Annotated in this window: 23 protein-coding genes and 1 pseudogene; 16 read left to right on the top strand and 8 right to left on the bottom strand. The window is 44.6% G+C overall.

Features of this window, described 5'->3' with window-relative positions; translation table 11 throughout:
• Positions 1-196: 196 nt before the first annotated feature.
• Both treP and K6T23_RS20020 read right to left on the bottom strand, forming a co-directional pair.
• On the bottom strand, positions 197-1,612 hold the full coding sequence (treP, locus tag K6T23_RS20025; RefSeq protein ID WP_079514359.1) for a PTS system trehalose-specific EIIBC component: 1,416 nt from the start codon (positions 1,610-1,612) through the stop codon (positions 197-199).
• A 264-nt stretch (positions 1,613-1,876) separates the two neighbouring features.
• On the bottom strand, positions 1,877-2,167 hold the full coding sequence (locus K6T23_RS20020) for a hypothetical protein (protein WP_238283081.1): 291 nt from the start codon (positions 2,165-2,167) through the stop codon (positions 1,877-1,879).
• A 257-nt stretch (positions 2,168-2,424) separates the two neighbouring features.
• On the opposite strand from K6T23_RS20020, the gene K6T23_RS20015 reads away from it, so the two are divergent.
• The 3 genes from K6T23_RS20015 to K6T23_RS20005 all read left to right on the top strand — a co-directional run bounded on the left by K6T23_RS20015 (position 2,425) and on the right by K6T23_RS20005 (position 5,413).
• Positions 2,425-3,195 carry a hypothetical protein gene (locus tag K6T23_RS20015; protein WP_238283079.1) on the top strand — a complete coding sequence of 257 codons (771 nt, stop codon included), beginning with the start codon at positions 2,425-2,427 and terminating at the stop codon, positions 3,193-3,195.
• A 111-nt stretch (positions 3,196-3,306) separates the two neighbouring features.
• Complete coding sequence (locus tag K6T23_RS20010) at positions 3,307-3,993, top strand: response regulator transcription factor (protein ID WP_159644967.1); 687 nt, start codon at positions 3,307-3,309, stop codon at positions 3,991-3,993.
• Complete coding sequence (locus tag K6T23_RS20005) at positions 3,977-5,413, top strand: HAMP domain-containing sensor histidine kinase (protein ID WP_238283077.1); 1,437 nt, start codon at positions 3,977-3,979, stop codon at positions 5,411-5,413. Before K6T23_RS20010 ends, K6T23_RS20005 begins: the two co-directional genes overlap by 17 nt.
• A gap of 345 nt (positions 5,414-5,758) precedes the next feature.
• Here the strand turns inward: K6T23_RS20005 and K6T23_RS20000 are convergent, their stop codons facing one another.
• Positions 5,759-6,190 carry a hypothetical protein gene (locus tag K6T23_RS20000; protein WP_238283075.1) on the bottom strand — a complete coding sequence of 144 codons (432 nt, stop codon included), beginning with the start codon at positions 6,188-6,190 and terminating at the stop codon, positions 5,759-5,761.
• A gap of 369 nt (positions 6,191-6,559) precedes the next feature.
• On the opposite strand from K6T23_RS20000, the gene K6T23_RS19995 reads away from it, so the two are divergent.
• From K6T23_RS19995 to K6T23_RS19975, 5 genes are all read left to right on the top strand, one after another.
• The gene (locus K6T23_RS19995) at positions 6,560-7,543 is read left to right on the top strand and encodes a C40 family peptidase (protein WP_238283073.1); all 984 of its coding nucleotides are present in this window, start codon (positions 6,560-6,562) and stop codon (positions 7,541-7,543) included.
• A 225-nt stretch (positions 7,544-7,768) separates the two neighbouring features.
• The gene (locus tag K6T23_RS19990; RefSeq protein WP_238283063.1) at positions 7,769-9,325 is read left to right on the top strand and encodes a glycosyltransferase family 2 protein; all 1,557 of its coding nucleotides are present in this window, start codon (positions 7,769-7,771) and stop codon (positions 9,323-9,325) included.
• 273 nt (positions 9,326-9,598) lie between these two features.
• Positions 9,599-11,146 (top strand): glycosyltransferase family 2 protein, encoded by a 1,548-nt coding sequence (locus K6T23_RS19985; protein WP_238283061.1) that lies wholly within the window; start codon positions 9,599-9,601, stop codon positions 11,144-11,146.
• A 99-nt stretch (positions 11,147-11,245) separates the two neighbouring features.
• Complete coding sequence (locus tag K6T23_RS19980) at positions 11,246-11,776, top strand: DUF6241 domain-containing protein (RefSeq protein ID WP_238283059.1); 531 nt, start codon at positions 11,246-11,248, stop codon at positions 11,774-11,776.
• A gap of 18 nt (positions 11,777-11,794) precedes the next feature.
• Positions 11,795-11,977, top strand: coding sequence for a hypothetical protein (locus K6T23_RS19975; RefSeq protein WP_238283057.1), 183 nt, complete (start codon positions 11,795-11,797; stop codon positions 11,975-11,977).
• Between the two features lie 28 nt (positions 11,978-12,005).
• Here K6T23_RS19975 and K6T23_RS19970 read toward each other — a convergent pair whose 3' ends face one another.
• Both K6T23_RS19970 and K6T23_RS19965 read right to left on the bottom strand, forming a co-directional pair.
• Positions 12,006-12,710, bottom strand: a complete 705-nt coding sequence (locus tag K6T23_RS19970) for a GntR family transcriptional regulator (protein ID WP_238283056.1) — start codon at positions 12,708-12,710, stop codon at positions 12,006-12,008.
• Positions 12,711-12,727: 17 nt separating this feature from the next.
• Positions 12,728-13,927, bottom strand: coding sequence for an enolase C-terminal domain-like protein (locus K6T23_RS19965; protein WP_238283054.1), 1,200 nt, complete (start codon positions 13,925-13,927; stop codon positions 12,728-12,730).
• A gap of 255 nt (positions 13,928-14,182) precedes the next feature.
• Between K6T23_RS19965 and K6T23_RS19960 the strand changes: the two genes are divergently transcribed.
• A complete protein-coding gene (locus K6T23_RS19960; RefSeq protein WP_238283052.1) occupies positions 14,183-15,538 on the top strand; it encodes a PTS transporter subunit EIIC in 1,356 nt (451 codons plus the stop codon).
• 57 nt (positions 15,539-15,595) lie between these two features.
• On the opposite strand, the pseudogene K6T23_RS19955 reads toward K6T23_RS19960, so the two are convergent.
• From K6T23_RS19955 to K6T23_RS19945, 3 genes and pseudogenes are all read right to left on the bottom strand, one after another.
• Positions 15,596-16,755: pseudogene (locus tag K6T23_RS19955) on the bottom strand (IS3 family transposase).
• Between the two features lie 99 nt (positions 16,756-16,854).
• Complete coding sequence (locus tag K6T23_RS19950) at positions 16,855-17,823, bottom strand: LCP family glycopolymer transferase (protein WP_238283050.1); 969 nt, start codon at positions 17,821-17,823, stop codon at positions 16,855-16,857.
• Positions 17,824-17,991: 168 nt separating this feature from the next.
• The gene (locus K6T23_RS19945) at positions 17,992-18,780 is read right to left on the bottom strand and encodes an SGNH/GDSL hydrolase family protein (RefSeq protein ID WP_238283034.1); all 789 of its coding nucleotides are present in this window, start codon (positions 18,778-18,780) and stop codon (positions 17,992-17,994) included.
• Between the two features lie 201 nt (positions 18,781-18,981).
• Between K6T23_RS19945 and K6T23_RS19940 the strand changes: the two genes are divergently transcribed.
• From K6T23_RS19940 to K6T23_RS19910, 7 genes are all read left to right on the top strand, one after another.
• Positions 18,982-19,710 (top strand): YveK family protein, encoded by a 729-nt coding sequence (locus tag K6T23_RS19940; protein ID WP_238283032.1) that lies wholly within the window; start codon positions 18,982-18,984, stop codon positions 19,708-19,710.
• Entirely contained in the window at positions 19,703-20,410 is a 708-nt protein-coding gene (locus K6T23_RS19935) for a CpsD/CapB family tyrosine-protein kinase (protein ID WP_420493514.1), read from the top strand. Before K6T23_RS19940 ends, K6T23_RS19935 begins: the two co-directional genes overlap by 8 nt.
• A gap of 83 nt (positions 20,411-20,493) precedes the next feature.
• Positions 20,494-21,261, top strand: a complete 768-nt coding sequence (locus K6T23_RS19930; protein WP_238283031.1) for a tyrosine-protein phosphatase — start codon at positions 20,494-20,496, stop codon at positions 21,259-21,261.
• A gap of 382 nt (positions 21,262-21,643) precedes the next feature.
• Entirely contained in the window at positions 21,644-23,464 is a 1,821-nt protein-coding gene (locus K6T23_RS19925) for a polysaccharide biosynthesis protein (RefSeq protein WP_273546592.1), read from the top strand.
• 14 nt (positions 23,465-23,478) lie between these two features.
• Positions 23,479-24,366 carry a UTP--glucose-1-phosphate uridylyltransferase GalU gene (galU, locus tag K6T23_RS19920; protein ID WP_238283029.1) on the top strand — a complete coding sequence of 296 codons (888 nt, stop codon included), beginning with the start codon at positions 23,479-23,481 and terminating at the stop codon, positions 24,364-24,366.
• Between the two features lie 35 nt (positions 24,367-24,401).
• Entirely contained in the window at positions 24,402-25,082 is a 681-nt protein-coding gene (locus tag K6T23_RS19915) for a sugar transferase (RefSeq protein ID WP_273546591.1), read from the top strand.
• Positions 25,069-25,980, top strand: a complete 912-nt coding sequence (locus tag K6T23_RS19910; protein ID WP_238283027.1) for a glycosyltransferase family 2 protein — start codon at positions 25,069-25,071, stop codon at positions 25,978-25,980. The genes K6T23_RS19915 and K6T23_RS19910 overlap by 14 nt, the downstream gene beginning before the upstream one ends.
• The last annotated feature ends 4 nt before the right edge of the window (positions 25,981-25,984 follow it).

Genomic DNA, 25,984 nt, shown 5'->3' with positions numbered 1-25,984 from the left:
TACTTCGTAATAAGTAGTGCGATTATATGTGGGTTTGGAAGTCACGCCTTGGCTCTACTCCTGATTATCTCCAAGATTGATAGAGTGTAGTGACCTATCCAGGTTGCTTTCTTTTTGATTAGTAAAAAGGGAGCGGGACTGGTTGTCCTTGTCGCTCCCTCATTTTAACTTGTATATACAAGTTGATTCAACTGTTTTAGCTGATTTTGTTTTTGCTGAATTTGGCGAATAGCATGGTGAGTAGGAACGGGATGATGATACAGATGACCATTCCGATGGCGAATGTTAGGTAGTATTGCGGTTTGAAGGAGAAGATTCCTGGGATTCCTCCTACGCCGATGGAGAAGGCTTCGGTGCCTGTTGTGGCGAGCAGGACTCCTCCGATGGCGGAACCGATGATGGCTGCGATGAACGGGAATTTGTAGCGCAGGTTGACCCCGAACATGGCAGGTTCAGTTACTCCGAGATAAGCGGAAAGGGCGGAGGTACCGGCCAGGCCGCTCAGTTTTTGGTTTTGTTTCTTCGCAAGGAACATCATGGCGAGTGCGGCAGATCCCTGTGCGATGTTTGATAGTGCCAGGATCGGCCATAGGAATGTCCCGCCTGTGTTGGATACGAGCTGCAGGTCGACGGCCAGGAACGTGTGGTGCATCCCGGTGATGACCATGACTGCGTACAATCCACCGTACAGTAGACCACCGAGCCAGCCGAAATGACTGAAGATCCAGATGACGCCGTCTGTCAGTTGGTTACCGATGAAGAACGTGATCGGACCGATGACGATGAAAGAAAGTAATCCAGTTACGAGCAAGGCAACAGGTGCTACGACCAACAGCTTGATTGAATCATGAACATGTTTATCTAAGAAACGCTCGATTTTCGCTAATACATAAGAAGCAACGAGGATCGGGAGGACTTGTCCCTGATACCCGATTTTATCGATTTCAAGACCAAAGATGTTCCATGTTGGGATCTTTTCAGCAGATCCGTAGGCCCACGCATTGAGAAGGTCCGGGTGGACGAGGATCAATCCAAGGACAATCCCAAGGAGTGGATTCCCGCCAAAACGCTTCATGGCCGACCAACCGATGAGTGCAGGTAGGAAGGTGAAGGCCGTGTTGGCGATCAGGTTGATGATATTGGTGAGGTCTGCCCATTGTGGATAGACGTCGATGACGGACTTATCGTCGAAAAAGATTCCGGGACCCGTAAGGATATTGTTCAGTCCCATCAACAGACCCGCCATGACAATGGCCGGCAGGATTGGGATGAAGATGTCTGCAAGGGTCTTAATGGCCCGTTGAAGCGGATTCAAATTCTTGGACGCTTCATTTTTCACATCTTCCTTTGATACTTCCTGGATGCCTGTTTCCTCAGCGAGGATTTTATAGGCCTTATCAACGAGTCCCTGCCCGATGACAACCTGGAACTGTCCGTTTGAAGAGAATGATCCTTTTACGATATCGATATCATCCAATTTCTCTTTATCGACTTTTCCTTCATCTTTCAGAATAAGGCGAAGACGTGTCACGCAGTGCGTCGCGGTCGAAATATTGTCCGCTCCCCCGATGGCTTCGATGATCTGTTTAACCGATTGTCTATCCACGCTCATGTGAATCCCTCCCAAAATGTGTTCGCTTACATTTGTAACAACCATTCCCCATATGGAATGAGTAGAAACTCCTAATATATCGGTAACGCTTCCAAAATACTGTGTTGTATATACAAGATCTAGTTCAATTGTAATCTTGTATATACATGTTGTCAATGAAAATGTAGAGCGTTTTCATAATTGATGACTAAATAATTTTTTATTAAAAAAAACCCAAATAGGCATCTTGTTGCAAATGCCTATTTGGGGGTTAGTATGACTACTTTAATTGTAATAGAGTATTAGAGGTGTTTCCAAATTGTAATGATCGCCCTTATGATTAGCCAGCCATTTATAAATATCATTGTCCACGTCGTGTGGTTCAGATAATATGTTATCCACTTTAAATATAGCTGAATCATATTCTTTGAAATTCTCATCAGCATCTTCAAGTCCATTATCTGTTTCAAAAATGGTATCTAATTTCCCACTAACTTTCAGTCCATTTTCCCACTCAATTACTATTGTAGATTTCCTATTGTCTTTTAAAGCTTTGATCAAAGGATTATAACCCATACTTTAACCTCTTTCTGATCAGGAATAGATGGAACATGCGTCTCATTCTTTGAGTGATGTATTAAAGTTTCGTGGAAGGATGTTTTAAACTTATAGAAGTTTATATACAGATTTCCCCATTTGCAAACCTGATTTAGTAGCGAACTTAAGAAAATAAAATAAACTTTCCGCCGACATCCTCCTGACACATTCACCCCCTACAATCAATCTTGCAAGGCTGAAATCTACAAATTCAAAATGAACTGGAGGTAGGTAAGATGTTGAATGTACTATCGGCAAAAGTGGTGGCGGGTGCATTGTCATTGGGAATCCTGGCGCCGGCTGCGTATACGGCGACGACGCAGGACACGGCGGAGAAGCCGCAAGTGGAGGAGAAGCAGCAGCTTGATGAGGAAACAAAGTCCAAGCTTGATGAAATCAAGGGCCAGGTGGAGGATGGGACCATCACAAGGGATGAGGCGAAAGAAAAGCTCGATGAGTTGGGGATCCGTCCTCCGGGGCGCGGTGGTCATCACGGCGGGCCTGGCATGGAGCTTGATGATGAGACGCGAAAGAAGCTGGATGACATCCGGGATCAGGTGAAGTCGGGTGATCTGACGGAGGAAGAAGCGAAGGAAAAGATCGCTGACCTCAGTATCGAGATGCCGCAGCGACCGGACGGGATGGATGAAGAGACTCACCAGAAAACCCATGACATCCGCGACCGCTACATCGCTGGCATGATAACGAAGGAAGAGGCGCAGAAGGAGCTGGATGAGCTCGATGTCGACTTCGACCTCGACATGATGCCGGATCCGTTTGCCGATCTGGATGCAGCAACAAAGAAAAAAGCCCAGGCCATCCTGAAGAAGGCGGTCGAAGGGACCATCACCGAGGAAGAAGCGCATGATCAGCTTGAAGATCTCGGCGTGAAGATGAAAGGTCCGCGCGGTGGCGGTGATCACGGTCCAGCGGGCATCACGAAGGAAGACGATCAGTCTGATGACCAGACCGATTTGGATGCATCGAAGACCAGCGTGACCCTTTGACCCCTTTCCTATAAATGAGAGTGCCGTCCCCCTGGCACTCTTTCTTTTTCCCCAAGCATTTCTTCCCCACCCGTTTTTCCCTTATAATGCTTCTATAGGAGGATTTCTCATATGAAAACCATACAGATCGTTGAAGATGAAATCACCATATCCAGGGTCCTGAAGGCGTACCTGACGAAGAACGGCTTTGACGTAGTGCAATCGTACTCAGGAAGCGAGGCCATGAAGGATTATAGGGATGTGCAGCCGGATCTTGTGCTTCTCGATGTCATGCTGCCGGACGGCGATGGCTGGTCGGTCCTGGAGTCAATCAGGACTCTAGCACCGACGCCTGTCATCATGCTCACGGCCCTGGGCGACGTGGATTACCGCCTGAAGGGTCTGACTTCGGGTGCCGATGATTACATAGCGAAGCCGTTCATTGGGGATGAAGTTGTCGCACGGGTCCAGGCTGTCCTGAGGCGGAGCGGCCCCGTGTACGATACGGGAAGTGTAAGGCTCTATGGTGATCTGAAAATAAATCGCCAGTCCCATACCGTTCACTTGAAAGGGGAGGAGATCGCCTTGACGCCGAGAGATCTTTCCGTTTTTCTTTTCCTTGCTGACCATCCGAATCAGACGTTCACGCGCGAGCAGCTCATCGACCGGGTGTGGGGCATGGATTATGAAGGAAGCGACCGCGCCGTGGATCTTGCCGTGAAGCGGATCCGGAAGTCACTGGAGGAGTGGCCGAAGGAGCAGGGGGAGATCCGCACGCTCAGGGGATTGGGGTATCAGTTCAGTGTTCACGAAAGCTAAAGAGCCGGGCCGCCAGACGCTCCTCCGCTACTGGACGACCCGCTACCTCATCACCCTTGTCGTCGGACTCCTCGTCATCGCCCTCATCTCGGCGATCTGGATCCGGAAGACGACGATTGATAACCGCCTGAACCTGACCCAGGTCATGGCTCAGGAACTCGCCGACCGCATCGTGACGGAAGACGGACAAATCCTCATCCCACCTGTCCTGAAAGATGTCGTCGAAGAGCGGAGTAAGCTCCTGAACCTTGATGAGCCGCCGGCCACCTTCGTCGTCGACCCTGAAGGCAATGTCCTCTCCGATAAGAACCATTTCCGCGGAGGGCCACCGGGTGCCCAGCCACAGGCGCAGAAAATCTCGACGACGTTTTTTGAAAAGAGAAAGGTAGAGATCGATCTTGGTGAAGAAGGGAAGGCGTACGCCATCAGTCAGCCGGTGAAAAACGGAGACGATGTCCTCGGCTATGTGGTCATGCTGAACCTTGAGAAGGACCTCGGGAAAGTGAACCAGGAGTACAGGCTCCTCGCCATCCTCCTGGTGAGCCTCGGGCTCCTTGGCTGGCTCGTCATCTACTATCTGTCACGCAAGCTGTCGGCTCCAATCTCGGAAGTGGCCAGAGCCGCGAGAGTCGTTAGTGAAGGGAATTACAACGTCAGCCTGAAAGAAACCGCGAAGGAGAAGGAAATCTACGAGCTCGTGGACTCCTTCCAGCAGATGGCCGAGAAGCTCCAACACCTTGAACAGCTCAGGTCGGAGCTCCTTGCCGGCGTCACCCATGATCTGAAGACACCGGTCACCTCCATCAGCGGCCTCATCCAGGCGGTGAAGGACGAGGTCGTGACCGAGGACGAAGCGAAGGAATTCCTCGATATTTCCCTTAAGGAAGTGGACCGCCTGCAGCGGATGATCGGCGACCTTCTTGACTTCAACTCCTTCTCATCGGGTGCAATTCCCGTGAGGAAAGAGACCGTCTCCATGAACGACCTTGTGGAGGATATCGTGAATCAGTGGAAGCAGACCCATGTGAAGGAGGCATTCCGGTTGGAAGTAGAGACGCCTGCTGAAGACATGGAAGCAGACGTGGATCCGTTGCGGGTCGAACAGATCCTCATCAACCTCCTGAACAACGCACGACAGGCCCTGCCAGATGCGGATGGCAGTCTGCGTGTGAAGCTCGAGCGGGCGGGGGACACCTGCACCATATCGGTCAGCGACACTGGGAGTGGCATTTCGGAAGCCGAACAAGCACTGATCTTCGAACGCTTTTACCGCGGAGAAGAGAAGAAGCTCAAGACGCGTGGCCTCGGACTGGGATTGCCGTTTTCCCGGATGCTCGCCCAGGCCCACGGAGGCAGCCTTCGCCTGGAGCGTAGCTCATCTGAAGGGACGGTGTTTGTGGTGGAGCTTCCTATTAGATAGGAGCTTGTGAATATGGTCGTAGAGTTGGTAATAAGCCACCCGTAGTCGGTAATAAGTCATTCTTCTTGGGAAAATGTCATTCAAGTTGGGAATGGAATGGACTGCGCCGAACAGAGTTGGTAATGAATTTTCCAAAGTCGGTAGAAAAATTTCAAATGTCGGTAATAAAATTTCAAAAGTCGGTAGAAAAAGGCTGGCGCATGGTTTCGAACACCCCGCCAGCCTACCGATTCGACTCCATTTGTATCAATCCAAGCTATATGAATCCCCCACCCGCCGAAAAAAAGCCCCCATTCCTCAAAAAAAACCTCATCTTCACAAAAAAAGCCCCAACCAGGGCCCAAATCACTTAAACCGCCATCCATCTTCCCCAAACCGTACCTGTCCATCCTCCTCCGGAATCTCAAACGATGCCAGATAGTACTCGCCCTCTCCAAGCTCTACCGTACGATAGTATTTCGGCTGGTCAAGAGGCCTTATGATCGTCGCCGACAAACGTGTATGGGCAGGATCTTCCTTCTTCCCCAGCAAGATGACATAATGTTGATACTGGTCATAGGTTTGATTTGTATCCGTCCACAATACGTGGTGAATTTCATCATCCTTTACGAGGGCATATCCGATCCGGCCGTCCTTCAGAAGGAATGAAACCGCTTCTAGGCCATCATCAATCGAGTGGCTCTGTAGAATGTCCCGGACATGAATCTCCTTAGCAGCGGCCTCGATCTTTTCTTTCATCGACAGGGGAGCAGTCTGACCCTCGTTCTGTACCCACACCACAACCCCCAAAAGAATCCCAACAACCAATATAGAAGAAAAAAGCAAAATCCTCTTCAACACCCCACCCCATTCCGCTTCAAAAATACGGTAAACCGTTCTTATTAGTATTATACCTTGAAATCCCAATAATATGTTAATTATTTCCTTATAAAGCCCCCAATTCAGGAAACAGCCCCCATAAATACCCCAAACCGCCTATGAACAAACCAAACTACCATCATTACCACAAATTACTAAACGTGATTATACTGGGCTTTCTTCCATGTTTTTCTTCACATAAGAAAATAAGCCTATTAACCTATCGGACTAGTTCGGAGATAATGGGTAAGCGTGCAAAAACGACATTATTTGCGAAGGAGAAAGATCTTGAAAAAAACGATAATCGCTTTTACAACTGCTGCTGTTCTGTCATCTATGGCTGTCGATTCGATTGAGGCTGCCTCTTATAAAGTAAAGTCTGGGGATACGCTTTCTGGAATCGCCGTTAAATACAATACAAGTGTCTCAAGTCTGAAATCCATGAACAAACTGAAGACCGATATGATCTATGTGAATCAGGTATTGGAAGTGTCGAAATCGACAACAACCTCATCATCCACTACAACATACACCGTGAAGTCAGGGGACTACCTGTCGAAGATCGGTCAGAAGTACAATGTGTATGTGGCAGATCTGAAGAAATGGAACAATCTAAAGAGTGACCTGATTTATCCTGGTCAAAAATTGATCGTGTCCGGAAGCTCGAAGTCCACTTCGACATCGACTACGACGGCTTCAAAACCGTCAACAACCGGAAGCTATTCGGTCAAATCCGGTGACTCTTTATCCTACATCGCGTACAAATATGATGTAACCATTTCTCAATTGAAGTCATGGAATAAGCTGACGTCTAACACGATCTATGTGGGCCAGAAGCTCAAGGTGAGCGGCTCGACCTCGACTTCCACTTCGACTGGAACGGTCAAAACCGCGAGCACGGGCACACAGACTCCGTCATCATCGACGGTCGTGAACGTGGCGAAGAAGTACCTCGGCACTCCGTATAAATGGGCCGGTACGACGCCATCTGGATTCGATTGCAGTGGCTTCATCTACTATGTATTCAACGAAGCGGGCTACTCCATCTCCCGTACGAACACGGAAGGCTACTACAGCCAGGCTAAATCCGTATCAAGTCCGGTACCGGGTGACCTCGTATTCTTCGAAAATACCTACAAAGCCGGCATCAGCCACATGGGAATCTACCTCGGCAACGGGGAATTCATCCATGCATCTGACAGCGGCGTAGTTGTGACGAAGCTGAACAATACGTATTGGGCTCCGAAGTTTGTCGGATATAAGCGTTTCTAATACCTTATTTGAACGAATGCAAGGACGCTCCAATCGTCCTTGCATTTTCTATGTCCACAGAATAGTTCGAAAGTCTTGATTTTTGGGTGTTTGTTCCAGTGGTGAAACTTTTTAATGACAGGCATCGTCTAATAATCAAACCAGTAACTTAATGAGGAATTCCTCTAGACATGTTATGATAGAAAAATAAAATGTGAAGTAATTAACAAAATGGGAGATTAAATTATGAAACTAAAAAACCTGTTGCCCTTCGCCAAAAAGGAAAAAGAGAATTATTTTGAACGGATTCCTTACAGTATTCAAAATCATGCAGCGCTTACGAAGAAAACAGATGTGGCAGTCGTTGTCCCCGTCTACAATGCCGATAAGTTTTTGAAGCAGACGGTAGATTCCGTTATTGTTCAAACGTTAGGACTTCAGAATATCACCCTGATCCTGGTTGATGATGGCTCAAAGGATAAATCGAGATATATGATGAAGCGGTATGCTGAACTTTATCCTAATATCGTATCCGTCTTCCTTGAGGAGAATACGGGCTCGCCTGCGTTCCCCCGGAACTTGGGTGCACATCTGGCCAATTCGGAGTACATTATGTTTTTGGATGCTGATGATTGGCTCGATCATGACGGACTCCGCCAGCTCTATTCATTAATGGAGGAAACCGGGTGTGATTATGCTGTCGGCAAAGCGGTAGAGGTAAGTGCGAAGGGTGAAAAGGTGATTGGACGGTATGAATCATGTAAGGTGCGGAAAAATGTATCTCCTTATTCAATCGAACATCTTTTCTATCATCTTGGACCGCGCGCAAGGATGATGAGGCTGTCATTTATCAAGAAGCATCAGATTCTTTTCCCTGAGTTAAAGTATTCAGAGGATAAAATGTTCTTTATTGATGTCCTTACGAAAGTGGGAAAAATCTCTACAACAACGGAAGTGATTTATTTCTTGAATCGCATCCCGGAGAATAATGCTTCACTGATCATGCAAACAAGTGTCATGGAGAAGATGGACACGAACATAACAGCCCTTAAATATGTGATGGATAAAAATCTTCCTGTTGAAGAGGAAATCATGATCGTGAATCGAATCATCGAATTTGATAGCATCGCACGCCTTTTTGATCGCAAGCACTTCACCCGCAGTGACGATCGCGATCAATACTTTGAAAAGCTCGAAAAGTTGCTAAAGGTGTTTTATTCCTATAACCGTAGCTATCAGATTGAAGACATGATTAAAAAACCGATCAATAAGCTCTATTTCACCTATTTTGTCCAAAAAGACTATGATAGCATCATCAAGTTATCAAAGTGGTCCAAGTTTAAAGGAACACGCTCTTATCAAGTGATTGATGGACTGCCATACACTGTGGCACATCTGGATGGCGGCAAGAAGGTGGAAATCCCCATTCCGGTACAAGCACACTTGGTAAGTGAGAAGAAGAAAAAAGGTGCAGCTATGTTCACTATTGAGTTGTCGGGGCATGACATCCCTGAAATTCAGGCAGTGAACTTCCAGCACCGGGATTACATTGCCTCAACATATGACGTTCCTCATGCGATAGAACAGGATAAAGGGATCGTGACTGTCAATTTGACATCTGAGGATATGGCAAAGATGGAGGATGGGAAATACATCTTGTCCCTTCGCTATAAAGACTATGAAAAACTGACGGTGGCAAAGGATGCTGAATCTGTATCCAGCATCAAGGATCGTAAAAAAACGTATGAATTTTACCGCACAGTCAACGGAAACCTTTCGTTTCAAATTATCGGAAATCAATAATACGGCTCACTTCCACCGCATTATTTAAATCATCTATAGAGAAGTAAACCTGCTATAAAGCCGGACAGTTCGATTCGTCGACATTGTCCGGCTTTTAGAATGGGTGATTGAGTTGAATAACTCCACCTGGACAGGGGACAAATAAGAAAAGAAGCAGGGGCATGGCGTAATTTCGGATAAACTTCAACGAAAAAACATGCCGATTCATGTGATTTTCTCTGTAAATAGGGTAAGCAGTAAAGGACATCTATAACGAACAATAGGAGAAATACAATGAAGCTGTTAAATTTATTCCCATTCACCAAGAACGAAGATGAAAAATACTTCGACAAGGTTCCTTATACAGTCTATAATCACGAAGCCTTGCACAAACAAGCAAAGGTTACGGTAGTTATTCCTGTCTACAACGCAGAGAAGTACCTGGTCAAGGCGATTGATTCCGTCATCGTCCAAACATTCGGGTTCTCGAACATCACCGTTATCTTGATCGACGACGGATCCGATGATAAATCCCGACCGATCTTGAAGAAGTTTGTCGATTTGTATGACAATATCGTGGTCGTTCTCTTGGAAGAGAACACCGGAACACCTGCTTTTCCGAGGAATCTAGGGATTCATCTGGCCAATTCCACGTATCTTATGTTCCTGGATGACGATGATTGGCTGGATCATGATGGGATTCGCCAGCTCTATGTTTTAATGGAGGAAGCAAAGACGGACTACGCTGTCGGCAAAACCATACAGGTGGATTCAAAAAAAGCAAAGCTGGTAGGTCGGTACGAGTCCAGTCGGGTGCGGAAAAGGGTTTCACCTTACTCCATTCCACACATCTTCTATCATCTTGGCCCGACTGCACGGATGATGAGGCTGTCCTTTTTGAAAGAGCGGAATATCAGGTTCCCTGAGATGAAGTACGCGGAGGATAAGCAATTTTTCATCGACATCCTCACAACCGTAGGGGAAATCTCGACCACCACCGAAAATATCTACTACATCAATCGGTTTTCGGAAAACGTGTCGCTGACAAGACAGACGGATGTGATGGAAAAGATGGACACGAATATCGCAGTGTTGAAATATGTCTTGGATAAACAGTTACCTGAAGAGGAAGAAAAAATGATCGTCAATCGACTGGTCGAATTCGATAGCATCACAAGGCTGTTTAATCGAAAACATTTCGTGAAGAGTGAAAATAAACAAGAGTACTATGATAAATTTCAAGAAGTTCTTAGCCTATTCGCGAGCTATAAACGTTCCTACTCCATTGAAGAAATCCTCATAAAGCCTTTAAACAGAGTGTACTTAAACCTTTACTTAAATGAAGAGTATAATCGGATTGCCGCTTTAGCTGAATGGGCAACTTCAGGAGAAAAGGGCAAGATTGAAAAGGTAGAAGGGATGCCCTATAAGATGGCCGAGCTTTCAGATGGAACAACGATTCCGATTGAGATCCTCGTTAAGGCAAGAGTGGCAGAGGAAAAGTCTTCAGGCAAGAAGGCCGAATTTTCGATTGAGCTTACAGGTCATCGCACACCGGAAATCGAAGCAGTCGTCTTGCAAAATCGCGACTTTGTCGAGGACGTCTTCGCAGTGGAAGGCTTGATAGATCAAAAGGAAAACCTTCTCACCGTTGCATTTTCTCCAGAGGATTTAGCATTCTTGGAAGAGGGCAAGTATATCCTGACTTTGCGCTACGATGACTATGAATCCGTGATGGTATCCAAAGACTCTGATGCGACATATGAGTTGAAAGGTAAGGACAAGACCTATGTGCTGTATCAAACAAAAAAAGGAAATCTTTCTTTGATCGTGAAACAATGAGCTCCCAAAAGGGGGCTCTTTTTTTGCATGACCACCAGGAAGGATTATGGCGGTTTTATATAGAAATAAATACCATAAGAGAGAAAAAGGAGGACGTGTATGAGCAGGAAATGGGTGGGGATCATTCTGGGAGCGGTACTGCTGGTGACCGTGGCAGGCGTTTATATGGCACTTGAGAGTCTTGAGCGGGTACCGAAGTCCGCGCAAAGTAAAGAAGGCTCAGCTTCGGCAGCGGATGTAAAGTCGAATCAATCTACTGTAACGGGTAAAGTGGACGGCAATCCATTTGAAGAAGACGTCAAGACTCCAATATCGGAGAAGCTGATGCGCCAATACATCCACGCCATGAGCCACCAGAAGGTGAGGGCAGGGGAGAAATGGTCGTTCTTCGAAATCACCGATGAGCGGATCGCCTTCCTGCTTCAACAGTTGGATGAAAAAAACTATAAGAACGATGAAGAGTACCGGGACATCCTCACCCGATGGGAAAAAGGGGACTTCTCACAGGCCGTCGGCGATCATAACACCGTCTGGCGCCTCATGGGCGGTAACATCGGGAAAGCGAAGGGACTTCTATCCGCCAAACAGGAGAAAGACTATCTTGAAAAGCAGACCAGGGAAACCAGGTAAATAAAAGGAGGGGAACGCATGGAACGGTGCGAATTCAATCTGTCCAATCGGAAGGTGAGGCTGTGGCTGTTCGCGGTCATGCCAATCCTCATCGTCAGCATGGTCCTGTACTGGGTGCTGCCGAACGAATATGCCTTCGTTCCGGCCATCATCCAGGGAGGGACAGTGCTGGTCTACTTTTTGACTACCATGAGAACATAGAAGAAGCGAGCCCAAGAGGCTCGCTTCTTCAGTTCTTCCGGAACTGATGCTTATTCGTATTGAACGGCGTGAAGTAAGATACCGAATAATCGAGATTGATCAGCTCGCTGTATTCAAACACCTGACCATCCTTCAGGATCCCGCGGTTCACGATCTTCATCGCGGCGAGCCCCTTCTTGCAGTTCAACAGCTCCGCATCTTCCTTCGAGACATTTACGGCGCTATAGCTCGTGATAAAATGAGAGATATCATATCCGCATTTCTGTACATACTCATGAACCGACTGGGCAATCACACCTTCATCCAGATCCGGGAAGAGCTCCACGGGCAAAAGGGACGTTTCAATCTGCACCTTTTGGTAGTCAACGAGACGCACACGCTTGAAGGACCAGACATCACTCTGGCTGTCGAAGATCCGCTGGGATGACGCTGACGCTTTCTCCCGTTTCAAGTAGACGACCTTTGATTCAATGTCCTTGAACTTCTTCTCCTGGAGGGAGTTGGAGATTAACGGACTCTGGGTGATCGTGTCGGTGACGAAAATCCCCGATCCCTGTACAACGTGGATACTCCCGATGTTGAGGAGCTTCTTCAGCGCCTCTCGGATCGTATACCGCGATACCCCATACTGATCGGCAAGCTCCCGTTCCGTCGGGAGCTTGCCGCCAGGCGGATACTTATTCTGATAGATCTTGCTCAGCAGGTCATCGGCGATGAATTCCCGCTTCTTCATCTCACCCTCTCCTTCCGTTAAGGAGTATGGATCGTCCCGTTCGGCAGGCGGGACTGGGTCCATTCGTGCTTCCTGTACACGCAAGGATACCCCTTCGCCATGTCTTCGTCAAAGCTGACGCCGATTCCTGCCCGTTCGATCGGGTAAATATAGCCTTCCTTCACCTCGACGGTACCCGGGAACATCTCGCGGATCACATCCTCCGGCTCCTGCACTTCCTGGATGGCGGCATTATGAAGGAACATATTGAGGTGCGTATTAACGGCAACACCGATCGGGGTCATATCCGACGGACCATGCCAGGCGATCTGCACGCCGAACGCCGCACAAAGGGCCCCAAGCTTCAACGCCGGCGTGATGCCACCGATCTGTGACACATGACAGCGAATGTAGTCGATTCGGCGATTCACGATGAGATCCTTCCATTCCATCGGATTATTGAAGAGTTCCCCCGTTGCGATTGGCGTCGTCGTCTGACTCCGCAGCTGATCGAGCCACTCATTCTGATCTGGAGGGAGGACATCCTCTAGGAAATACGGTTGATACGGCTCGAGTTCCTTCGCCAGGCGGATCGCCTGATTCGGGGACAGGCGCTCATGAACGTCATGAAGGAAGTGGAGTTCGTATCCGTACTTCTCACGCAGTGCCTTGAACATCCTTACGACATCGCGCATGTAGATATCGGGATCATAGTATTCCCCGTCCATGAGCTGATCCGGCAAATGCATAGCATGATTCTTCCCACCGTACTTCCCGAGCTGACAGCGGATATGGCGGAATCCACGTTCCACCAGGGCATCGACACCTTCAAACAGTTCAGCCAGGGTCAGACCGTCGGCGTGGGCATAAGCGGCGATGGCGCTCTTCGATTTCCCTCCGAATAATTGATAGAGAGGCATATCGGCAAGCTTCGCCTTGATATCCCACAGGGCCATGTCGACTCCGGCGATGGCATTATTGATGATCGGGCCGTTCCGCCAGTAGGAGTTCACCATCATCATCTGCCAGAGATCTTCAATATCGTGAGCGTTCCGTCCGATGAGGATCGGCTTCAAGTATTCTTCCACCACCATCTGGACAGGGAGCGGACGCTGCTGGAACGTCGCGCAGCCGTACCCGGTGATGCCGCTGCTCGTCTCCACCTTCACGACAACAAAGTTATGACGGTGGGGGTTCGTGACGACAGCTTCTATATGTGTAATAAGATTCGGTTCCATGTGGACACACCTTCCATTTCGTTTACGATGACTCAAGTAAAACACAGGCAAATCACCGCGGTCAATTTGGTCATGTTTTCACAAGGGATAGGAGGTATTTACCGTACCAATTTTAATGTAAATGATGATAAAACCTTATGTATCAAGGGTTTAAGTGTTATGATTGGTATTTTATAAAACGTTTTCAATTTTGGGTCCCTGTGCTACGATATGGCTAATCAACGACAACACCACAGACAGAAAGAAGGGGTTCACATGGGAGATCAACAATTGGTCAAACAGATCATCACCGCTGTCGGCGGGGAAGACAATATCAAGAAAGTGTGGCACTGCATGACCCGCCTGCGCTTCGACCTCCACGACTTTGACGCCATCGACCGCGCCAAAGTAAAAGAGCTCGACGGCATCATGGGGGATCAGCTTACGAACGATCAATACCAGATCGTCGTCGGCACCCACGTCCAGAAGGTCCACGAAGCCCTGACCGCAGAGCTCGAGACAACAGACGTGAAGAGCGAAGCACCGGGGAAAAAGAAAGGATTCTTCGGAGCACTCCTCGATATCGTATCCGGCGTGTTCGGACCGATCGTACCGGCCATCGCCGGAGCGGGGATGATCAAGGGGATCCTCGCCGGACTCATCGCCCTCGAAGTCCTCAATAAAGAAAGCGACGCCGTCATCATCCTGGATCTCGTCGCAAGCGCCGTGTTCTACTTCCTGCCGTTCTTCCTGGCAGCATCGGCCGCGAACATCTTCAAGACGAATCAGTACCTGGCCCTTGCCGTAGCGGGAGGATTCATGTATCCGTCCTTGCTCGATGCAGCCAAGCTCGGAGAAGTCAGTCAGTTCACCTTCATCGGTCTGCCGGTACCAGTCATCAACTATAGCGCCACCGTCATCCCGATCATCCTGTCCATATGGGCCATGAGCTATATCCAGAAGTACGTCGACAAGTTCATGCCGAGCGTGCTACGAACGGTCTTCACCCCGACGCTCACCTTGTTCATCACCATCCCGTTCGCCCTGATCGCAACCGGGCCACTGGGTGCCTATGTAGGAAGCTTGCTTGCTGCCTTCATTGAAATGCTATTCGGACTATCACCGGTATTAGCCGGAATCGTCGTCGGCGGCATCCGTCCGATTGCCATCGTCTTCGGCATGCACCACGCCATGACGCCGATCGCCCTGCAAAACTTCGCAGACAACGGCTTCGACATGCTCATGCCGATGTTCTTCATGACCAACATGGCCATCGCCGGAGCAACATTCGCCGTCTTCTTCAAGGCAAAAGGAAAGAAAGAAAAATCCATCATTCTATCAGCGGCCATCTCGGCGCTACTCGGAATCACGGAACCGGCCCTATTCGGTGTCCTCATCCGCTATAAGAAGGCGTTCCTCGCCTGTACCCTTGCCAGCATGGCCGGATCAGCATTCTTCGCCATCATGGGCGTCCGCATCTATGGGTACATCCTGTCCAGTATCGTGAGCCTTGTTGCCTACATCGGACCGTACTTCCCGTACGCCATTATTGGGATCCTGCTAGCCCTTGGTGTCGGATTCGCCATCACATTCTTTACGCTTAAGAAAAAGGAAGTTGCTGTAGAAGCATAAGAAAAAACCGCTTGGGATTTGTGGAGTGACCCAGTCAATTAAGACTAAATAAAACACCTAGGCTGCCATGACTCTAAATTCTATTGGAGTCTGGCAGTTTAATTTTGTAAAAGGGCGACAATAATTATAATAATACATGTACGATTCGATTTTCTTTCGTACTGTATGAGTGGTTAACTTCCCACGATCCAGTGGGTTGAATTCTTCTGACTTTAAAGAAGAGTGGAAGGATTCGATGACGGCATTATCAAAGCAATTTCCTCGTCGGGACATGCTTGTGATAATGCCTCTTTTTTTACAGTCTTCCTGAAAATCATAGGAGGTATATTGAGATCCTTGATCACTATGAAGGATGCATCCAGATACATTTCGACCCTCACACGCTCTTTTCAACGTATCTAACACTAACGCTTTATCCTGTTTATCTCCAATGGTGAAAGCAAGAATTTCGTTATTATACAGGTCCATAATTGTTGATAAATATATCATTTTCTCCCCATAAGGAAGATAGGTAATATCTGTCACCCATTTTTCATTTGGTTTCGTGGCAGTAAACTCTCTGTTTAAGATATTCGGCACGACAATTTTACTTTCACCAGCTAGATAGTTTTGTCTTTTCTTTTTAACGCGGCACTGGATGTTGAATTTCTGCATGATTCGCTGTACCGTATTCCGATTGACTTCGAGATTGTGCTCTTTACGCAAAAGGCCGCGAACCATCCGGTGCCCAATGCGAAATTTCAACGCAACGCACAGATTAATGATTTTCTCCTCTAACTCCGACGGTCCCCATGACTTTCCACGCCAACGATAATAGGTAGCCTTAGCCACTCCAAAGCACTCACAAAGGGTCATAACGGTATATTTATGTTTTAACATCTCTACGATTTGAACGAATACTCCTGGGACCACTTCCTTTCGATTTCCCTGTACTTTCCCACCAATTCCTCACGCATTTCATAATTAGCGACTTTCTTTCGTAACTGAGCTAGTTCACTATCCTCATCTGGACCTTTCCCATAAGAATATTGTTTCCCGAGAGGTTAAGCAAACCGATGAGACTCTCCATTCTTGAACCATTTCACCCACGTCTTAATCTGAGATCGATTCTTGATTCCAAACATGTCCATAAGCTCTTGATTTGAATAATGACCTTCTAATTTTAAACGGACAACTTCTTTCTTAACTTCCTCTGGATAAAACACTTTTTTACCCATAGAAAAACACCTCCAAATGTAAATGATTATTTACTACTTGAAGGTGTTTTATTCAGTCTCATTTTGTTAGGTCTCTCTATTGATTCCCAAGCGGTTTTTTTAGATTTCTAATTGCTCTTTAAGCGTTGTCTGGATCTCACCGAGTTCAGCATCAGGAATGACATAGTAGTAAATTCCATCAATGTTGGTTCCCTCGCCAGTTTCAATCTTGATCTGCTCGATATTTCCTGCAGCTGCTTTATAATTCTTTTGGATGTCGACCATTTCCTTGAAGGAAAGGTTCGTTTTTACGTTTGCTCCAAGAGCATCGAAGATATCGTCAAAGTTCCAGAGGCTTGATAGGCTGGCACCTTGATTGATGACCCCTTTGATGATTTCACGCTGACGGAGCTGACGTCCGAAGTCCCCGCGGGGGTCTTCATGACGCATACGTGAGAAGGCAAGTGCTTTCTTCCCATCTAGAGTTACCGATCCTTTGGTAAACGTATACCCATCTTGAACGAAGTCGATGTCATTATTGACTGTGACTCCGCCGACTGCATCGACAATGTCTTTGAATCCGTCCATGTTGATGGTGGCGTAGTAGTCAATTGGGATATCCAACAGGTTTTCCACCGTATTCATCGACCATTCTGCCCCTTGGGATGGCCCCCCTTTGGCCGCACCGAATGCATAGGCGTGATTGATTTTATCCACGGTCCCTTTATCAACAATTTCCGTCCGTGTATCACGAGGGATGCTAAGCATCTTGACAGACTTTTTATTCGGGTTGACGGTCAACACAATCATCGAATCCGAACGGCCGACATCTCCTTTACGATCAAACGACCCGTCTGTACCGAGCAATAGAACGGAGAAAGGATCTTTCTTCTTAAAGGTGACTTTTTCCGCACGTTTCTCAGACTTTTCTCTTTTCAACGGATCGTGCATAGCACCGACCGCATCATTCAGAGATTTGTAAATCGTATAGCCATAGATTCCCCCACCGAGCACCAACACGAGAAGAATGATCCCAACAACTTTCGGCCATTTTCTCTTTTTTCTACCAGTATGTTTATCTGATCTCATGTATTTTTCCCTTCCTTTTCCTGAACCTAGTTAATAAGATATCAGATTATGTCATATTTGGATAGGAAATATTTTCTTTTGTATTTACATTCATCCAAATGAGATAGCACTTAAAGTGTAAACGCTTACTAGTTTCTTCTATTATATAAAAAAAGACTAGCCATCAGGCTAGTCAGCAATAAAGTAGTCTACTAAGTAATCGTTCCAAAGCGTGTAGCCTTTGGCATTTGGTGTATCCTGGTCTTCAATTAGATAATCGGAAAGTGTACCGTCTTCAGGCCAATCGCTCCAATGATCGAGATAAGGGATACTTTCTTCCTCGGCGAATGCTTTCAGCTCGTCCACATTCGCTGGATAATAAGTAGCATTTTCGATTGGATGAGGGGGTTGAAGAATGAGAGTAGCCGTTTCGTTCGTTTCATGCAGCTCCCGATCAAAGATAAGGATACTGTCGTGATTCTGAAGAGGACCCACTCCATTCGAGTTATCTACCAGAGTGAACGGTTCCCAAAGTACCAGGTCAGGAGTCTCTTCAAGAACCGTATCCACATTCGTCCCATTTACGAATTCCACAGAGGTCGTATCCCATTCATGGATGGTCACTTCAATGGTGTCGTCATATGCCGTAAGCAACGACTCCTTCAGTTGAGGAGCCCAGCCTCCTTCGCTTGCTCCAAGGGCAGGCGAGCCAAGGATGACGATTTTGAATGGATCACCATTCTTCACTTTTTTCTTATAAACAGCCTTTGCATTCTTCGGCCATTTGGCGGTAAATTCGGTCTCTTCATCCTTCACCTTCTTTTTTTCTTTAGTGGGCTTCTCTTTCGGAGATACCTGGGTATCCTCCTTTTGCTCTGTTTTTGTTAATGCTGTTCGCTCTTGCCAATAAAGGTTCCCCATAATCAGCACGGCAGCGCATGCAATAGCGAGTACCACCAATAAGAACTGTTTCATCATAAATTCCCCCTGAATGAATTTCTGCAAGAAATATTCACTTTTGTTGAAAATACCCTTTTCAAATAGAAAAATCTGTAGTTTAATAGAGAGTAATGGCAACAATATTACATTTTATTTAAAATTATGACAAGATTTTCACGGAAATACAACTAAAACTGAAAGAATCTTACATATTTTTTCACAATTTACAGGAGGCACTTCATGGAAGAAACAATCAATTTACGTGATTTGATGCAAACCCTCAAGAAAAGAATGAGCCTGATTATCCTTATTACCCTTACAGCAGTCTTAGTCAGCGGAGGGGTAAGTTTTTTTCTGTTAACCCCCGTTTATGAAACTTCGACCCAGCTGCTTGTCAATCAGTCCAAATCCGATCAATCCGCCTATAATAACCCAGGTCAAATCCAAACGAATCTACAGTTAATTAATACTTATAAGGAAATTATCACAAGTCCGGTCATCTTGGACAAAGTTTCAAAGGAACTTAATATGAAAACAAGTGATATCCAGTCCAACATGACTGTATCCAATCAAAACGATTCGCAGGTCGTTAAGTTGGTTGTACAGGATACTGATCCTGCGAAAGCCGCGAAAATTGCTAATGAGACGGCTGACGTCTTCCAGAAAGATATTCCAGACATTATGAATGTCGACAATGTCACGATCCTGACCAAAGCAGAAGTAGGGGAAAAACTGTCTCCTGTAAAGCCGAAACCACTTCTAAATGTTGTAATCGCTTTGGTTGTTGGTCTTATGATTGGTGTAGGAATTTCATTCTTGCTTGAATTCCTCGATAATACGATCAAAACTGAGCAAGACGTGGAAAAAGTGTTAGACGTACCTGTTCTTGGATCGGTTGCTAGGATTGGAGACACAAAAGCAGAGAAGAAATCAAGAAGCACAGAAGAAAGAGGTGAGCGCATTGGGTAGTAAGAAGAGTAAAAAACTGAAGCAGATCATGATGTCAACCAGGCGTAAACTGATCGCCCATGATAATCCGCAATCACCAATTTCAGAGCAGTACAAAACGGTTCGTACAAGCATCAACTTTTCTTCTGTTGATCAACAAATTCGTTCCATCGTGGTGACTTCTTCGGGACCAGGGGAAGGGAAATCCACAACGGCTGCGAATCTGGCCGTCGTATTCGCCCAAGAAGGAAAGAACGTGCTTCTTGTAGATGGAGATATGAGAAAACCAACATCTCACTATACGTTCAATGTAAATAACACATTTGGTCTGACATCGACCCTATCGCGACAAAAAGCCCTCCGGGAAGTTGTCCATCAAACCGATATCAAAAACCTGGATCTTTTGACATGTGGACCGATCCCGCCGAACCCAGCGGAACTATTAAGTTCTAGGTCGATGGAAGAACTACTAAAGGATATTTATCAGGATTACGATATGGTCGTTTTCGATACTCCCCCGCTCTTAGCCGTCACGGATGCACAGGTACTCTCCAATAAATGTGACGGAACAGTTCTTGTTTTAAGCTCGGGAACCACCGAAGTGGACAGTGCTAAGAAAGCGAAAGAGCTGTTGGACACTACGAAAGGGAAGCTGCTTGGGGTGATTCTTAATAACCGAGAGATGAAGGATACGAGTTATTATTATTACGGAAAAAATTAACTACTATTCGACAAATTTCACCTATTTACAAATTTTGAGCTAGTAGTAAAATAGTATGAGGTTTCACTCGGGGGGGATTACACGTGATTGACATCCATAGTCATATTTTACCTGGTATTGACGATGGTGCGCAGAGCTATACAGACAGTATCATCCTTGCAGAAAAAGCTTTGTCTGAGGGGATCCACACTATCCTTGCAACACCGCATCATCGTAATGGGAAGTATGAGAATGTAAAAGAGGATATTCTTCAGCGTGTTGAGGAATTGAATAAGACGTTTCAAGAGCAAGGCATTGCTTTAAAGGTCCTACCTGGACAAGAGACAAGGATCTACGGTGAAATGGTGGAAGATTACCGTAAGGGTGAACTTCTGACGCTAAATAATGGGTCCCAATATCTTTTTGTGGAGTTTCCATCAAGCTCTGTTCCTGGCTATGCTGAAAGACTCTTATATGATTTGCAGAATGAAGGGTTAATCCCAATCATTGTACATCCTGAGCGAAATGCGGAACTTATGGAGAGGCCGGATAAGCTTTACAACCTAGTAAAGAATGGTGCTACCACTCAAGTTACGGCAGCTTCGTTGACCGGTTACTTTGGGAAGAATATTCAAAAGTTTTCCCAACAGATGATAGAGGCAAATCTTGTCCATTTTATCGCATCTGACGCTCATAACGTAAAGAACCGCACGTTTAAAATGGCTGAAGCATTGGAAATGACTGAGAAGCAATACGGTATCGACATGGTTGACTACTTTATTAAAAATGCAGAGCTTTTAATAGAGGGGAAAAACATATACAAAGAGATTCCCGAACGGATTAAAAAAAAGAAATTCTTTGGAATTTTTTAAATAGGATAAATATCAGACAAAAAGGTCATGAGGTACTATTGTCGTTAAACAAAGCCTTAACAAGAATTATAGACAACAGTAGGATTTTGGGAATGCCTCCTATCCATTATAATTGGAGGCACTCGATCACCTTGTGGGCAGGAGGAGACTCCAGACCTTAGACGCTTGTCGTCGGTGGGGTGATGAGAGGACAGGTTAAATGCCTATTTACTATTATTTTATAATAATTCCGAAATAAAGTAAATTTTAAATAAGCAGGTCTAAATATTCATTTTTCGTTAAAATTGTTCGTATCTGGATGCCTAAGGTAAGGATATAGTCGAGACTATATGTTTTCCTTAGGTATTTCATTTGTCGTAAAATTTACTAAGGAGGAGTCCAATTGAACTATAAAAAGCGAATTTCGCTATTGATGGTGTTAGATTCCATCATTGTCCTCACAGCCATTTATGCAGGGTATTTCATTCTTAATCCAACGCTTAATGTTTTCACCATCCCAACACTAATTTTCAGCTCGATCTGTCTTCTAATCAGTCATCACCTATTCGCATTCATTTATCGCCTTTATCAAAAAGCATGGGAGTATGCAAGCGTAGGGGAGATGGTTGCTATCATACGTGCAATCACACTTTCCATCTTGACAACAGCAATTGTACAATTGATTATTAATCAACATGTTTATATAAGAGTAATGGCCGTAACTTGGATGCTCCATATACTACTTATTGGTGGTTCACGTTTCTCATGGAGAATGTATAGAGATCATTATATTAATTCAAAACAAGAGAAAAAGCGTGCGCTGATCATTGGAGCTGGTTCTGCGGGTTCAATGCTAGTCAGACAACTTCTGAAAAATTATGATGCCGAACTTCTACCGGTGGCTTTTATCGATGATGATCCGAAAAAGTACAAACTTCAAATTTATGGAGTCCAGGTTTTTGGTCAAACGAAAGATATTCCTGAAATTGTTGATAGACTACAGGTAGATAACATTATTATTGCCATACCGTCAATGAGCAAGCATGATATACAAACTATTTATCAGGAATGCAGCAAGACGTCTGCAAAAACACAGATTATGCCCATGATTGAAGATATTGTATCAGGAAAAGTTTCCGTTAACCAGTTCAGAGATGTTCAGGTTGAAGACCTTCTAGGCCGCGATCCTGTTGAATTGGATACCCATAGTATTTCAGAAAAGTTGTCAGGTAAGACGATTCTGGTAACGGGGGCAGGTGGGTCCATTGGATCTGAAATATGTCGTCAAGTTAGTAAATTTGGGCCTAAAAAGCTATTACTCCTAGGACATGGAGAAAACTCCATATACGGTATAGACATGGAGTTGAGAGCAAAGTATAAGTTGGATATTGAGATTGTACCAATTATTGCTGATATACAAGATCGTAATAGAATTTTTGAAGTGATGGACATTCATTCTCCTGATGTGGTTTACCATGCAGCGGCACATAAACATGTACCACTCATGGAGTACAATCCTAAAGAAGCTGTCAAGAATAACGTTATCGGAACCAAGAATGTAGCGGAAGCTGCAGATACATTTGGAGTTCAGATTTTTGTCCTTGTCTCCTCAGATAAGGCTGTTAATCCAACAAACGTGATGGGCTCTACGAAGCGGATTGCCGAGATGATCATCCAGAATCTAAACAAAAATAGTAATACAAGCTTCGTCGCCGTTCGGTTTGGTAATGTCCTAGGTAGCAGGGGAAGTGTAATTCCTTTATTTAAACGTCAAATACAGGCAGGTGGACCTGTCACTGTCACCCATCCGGATATGACACGCTACTTCATGACAATACCTGAGGCATCCAGACTAGTTCTTCAAGCCGGTGCGCTGGCACGTGGTGGGGAAATTTTCGTCCTTGACATGGGAGAACCGGTGAAAATTGTGGATCTTGCTAAGAACCTGATTAGACTTTCTGGCTATTCCATGGATGAGATCGGTATCAGATACGCTGGAATTCGCCCCGGAGAGAAGATGTACGAAGAACTGCTCGGAGAAAACGAGGTCCATAGTAAGGAGATCTTCCCTAAAATATTTATTGGAAGGACAGTGGAATTTAATTATGAACACGTGAACAATCTAATTGAAAATCACCATGAGTTTGACAAAGAATCCATTTCTAATTATGTATTGGAACTTGCTAATAAGAATGAAGGCATTCTCATGAAGAGTGCCAATTAAAAGGAGTGTCATCTATGCAGAAAGTAAGAAAAGCAATTATCCCTGCAGCGGGTCTGGGTACACGTTTCCTACCTGCTACTAAAGCACAACCAAAGGAAATGCTTCCAATCGTTGATAAGCCGACTATTCAATATATCATTGAAGAAGCTGTTGCTTCCGGAATCGAAGATATAATCATTGTAACTGGACGTGGGAAACGTGCCATTGAAGATCACTTTGATAAATCATATGAGTTGGAAGAAACTCTTGCTAAGAAAAAGAAATACGATCAGCTTGAAGAAGTACAGAGTATTTCAAAACTTGCAAATATCCACTATATCCGCCAAAAAGAACCACTTGGATTAGGACACGCCATCTCATGTGCCAGCCGTTTTATAGGGAATGAACCATTTGCGGTTCTATTAGGGGATGATATCGTTCACTCTCCAGATTATCCTTGTTTAAAGCAACTCATTGATATTTATGAGCGATATAATTCTTCTGTTATAGGGGTAAAGGAAGTTCCACAGCAAGATGTATCAAAATATGGAGTTATCTCTTATAATCAAAATCGTTTTGACGATGGTGTCTACCATATCAATGATCTTGTGGAAAAACCTAAAGCAGAGGATGCGCCATCCAACTATGCTATTATGGGTCGTTATCTTCTTCGTCCAGAAATATTTGAAATTCTAGAAAATCTTCCTCCTGGGGCTGGTGGGGAAATCCAACTGACTGATGCAATCAAAAAGCTGAACGAGATGCAAATGGTTATTGGTTATGAGTTTGAAGGCGAGCGTCATGATGTGGGAGATAAGTTTGGATTCATTAAAGCTACACTGGATTTCGCACTTGAAAGAGAAGATTTGAATGAACAGGTCATGGAATATTTAAAGATAATAACAGAAAGAGTAAATAATTGAGTTAAAGTTTCCGCAGACTCAAGGGGGATAAGAAATTGTATCAATCATTGAATATTAAAAGGTTATTAGATATTCTAATGTCATTAATCGGCATGATTTTAGCCACACCTTTTATACTAATTATTATTATTGCTATTAAATTTAGTTCAAGGGGCCCCATTCTCTTTAAGCAAAAAAGAGTAGGTAAGCACAGAATGACCTTCAATATCCTTAAATTTAGAACAATGAAAATTGATACTCCGAGTGACACACCTACACATCTACTAAATAATCCAGACCAATATATTACATATATCGGTAAAATCCTGAGGAAATCTAGTATGGATGAATTGCCACAGTTATGGAATATTTTTGTTGGAGACATGAGCTTTATTGGACCAAGGCCTGCCTTGTGGAACCAACACGATTTAATTGCTGAAAGAGAAAAATATGGAGTTAATAACATAATGCCGGGTCTTACTGGTTGGGCGCAAATAAACGGGAGAGATGAGTTACCAATCATTATAAAAGCAGAACTTGATGGCGAATATGTTAAAAATCAAAACTTTAAAATGGATCTTAAGTGTTTTTTCGGAACTATATTTATCGTGTTAAATGGAAAAGGTTACCTAGAAGGGAAAGGTAATTTAATTGTGGATAAGGAAATTGCTTCATCAAAGGAAAATAAAAGTGACCTGAAATCTAAAAGTGGTGGTAGAGAATTTGAATCCAGATAAATTAGTTAGCGTCATAGTTTCGACATATAGAAGGGATCACACCTTAATTTGTGCACTAAACTCAATAGCTAGACAGACTTATGTAAATCTAGAAATAATAGTTGTTGATGATAATGCAGATTACTCATGGAATCAGCGTGTAAAGGAAATAATATCTGAAGTTAAGCAAAACAATATTATTAATATTAAGCACCAGATTAACGTTAAAAATTTAGGATCATCAAAATCAAGAAATGTTGGAATTGGATATGCGAATGGGGTGTTTATAACATTTTTGGATGATGATGATATTTATATGAAAAAGAAAGTTGAAAAACAAGTTTTATTTATGATGGAAAATAAATTAGATTTTTGTATTACTGATCTAAAATTGTATAACGAAAGCAATGACTTAGTAGATTACAGAAAGAGATTGGATCTGAAAACAGATATCATTACTAATAAAACTAAGCTCTTAAAATACCATTTGTTAAATCATTTAACAGGAACCGATACACTAATGTTTAAAAAAGAATATATTAAATTGATAGGATGTTTTCCTGAAATAGATATAGGCGATGAATTCTACTTAATGTTAAATGCAATAAATGGAGATGGTAAATTTGGATACTTACCAGAATGTGATGTGAAAGCTTTCGAACATACAAAAACTTTTGGTCTTTCAAGCGGTGATGGGAAAATCGCCGGGGAAATTCAATTGTTTAACAAGAAGAAGCAATTTTTCCACATGTTAAATTCTAAAGAAAAGAAAATAATCAAAATGAGACATTTTGCAGTGCTGGCTTATGCAGAATTGAGAAGAAAAAATTATCTTGAGTTTATTAAAAACTCTACTCTATCGTTTATTCACAGCCCAAGTGGACTATTGAAAATATATAAAATTAGAAAAAACAGGTGATGTA

The sequence above is a fragment of the Rossellomorea marisflavi genome (assembly GCF_022170785.1).
GTDB lineage: Bacteria > Bacillota > Bacilli > Bacillales > Bacillaceae_B > Rossellomorea > Rossellomorea marisflavi_B.
The sequence above is the reverse complement of the archived record's forward strand: the minus strand, read 5'-3'. Positions and strand labels throughout refer to the sequence as shown.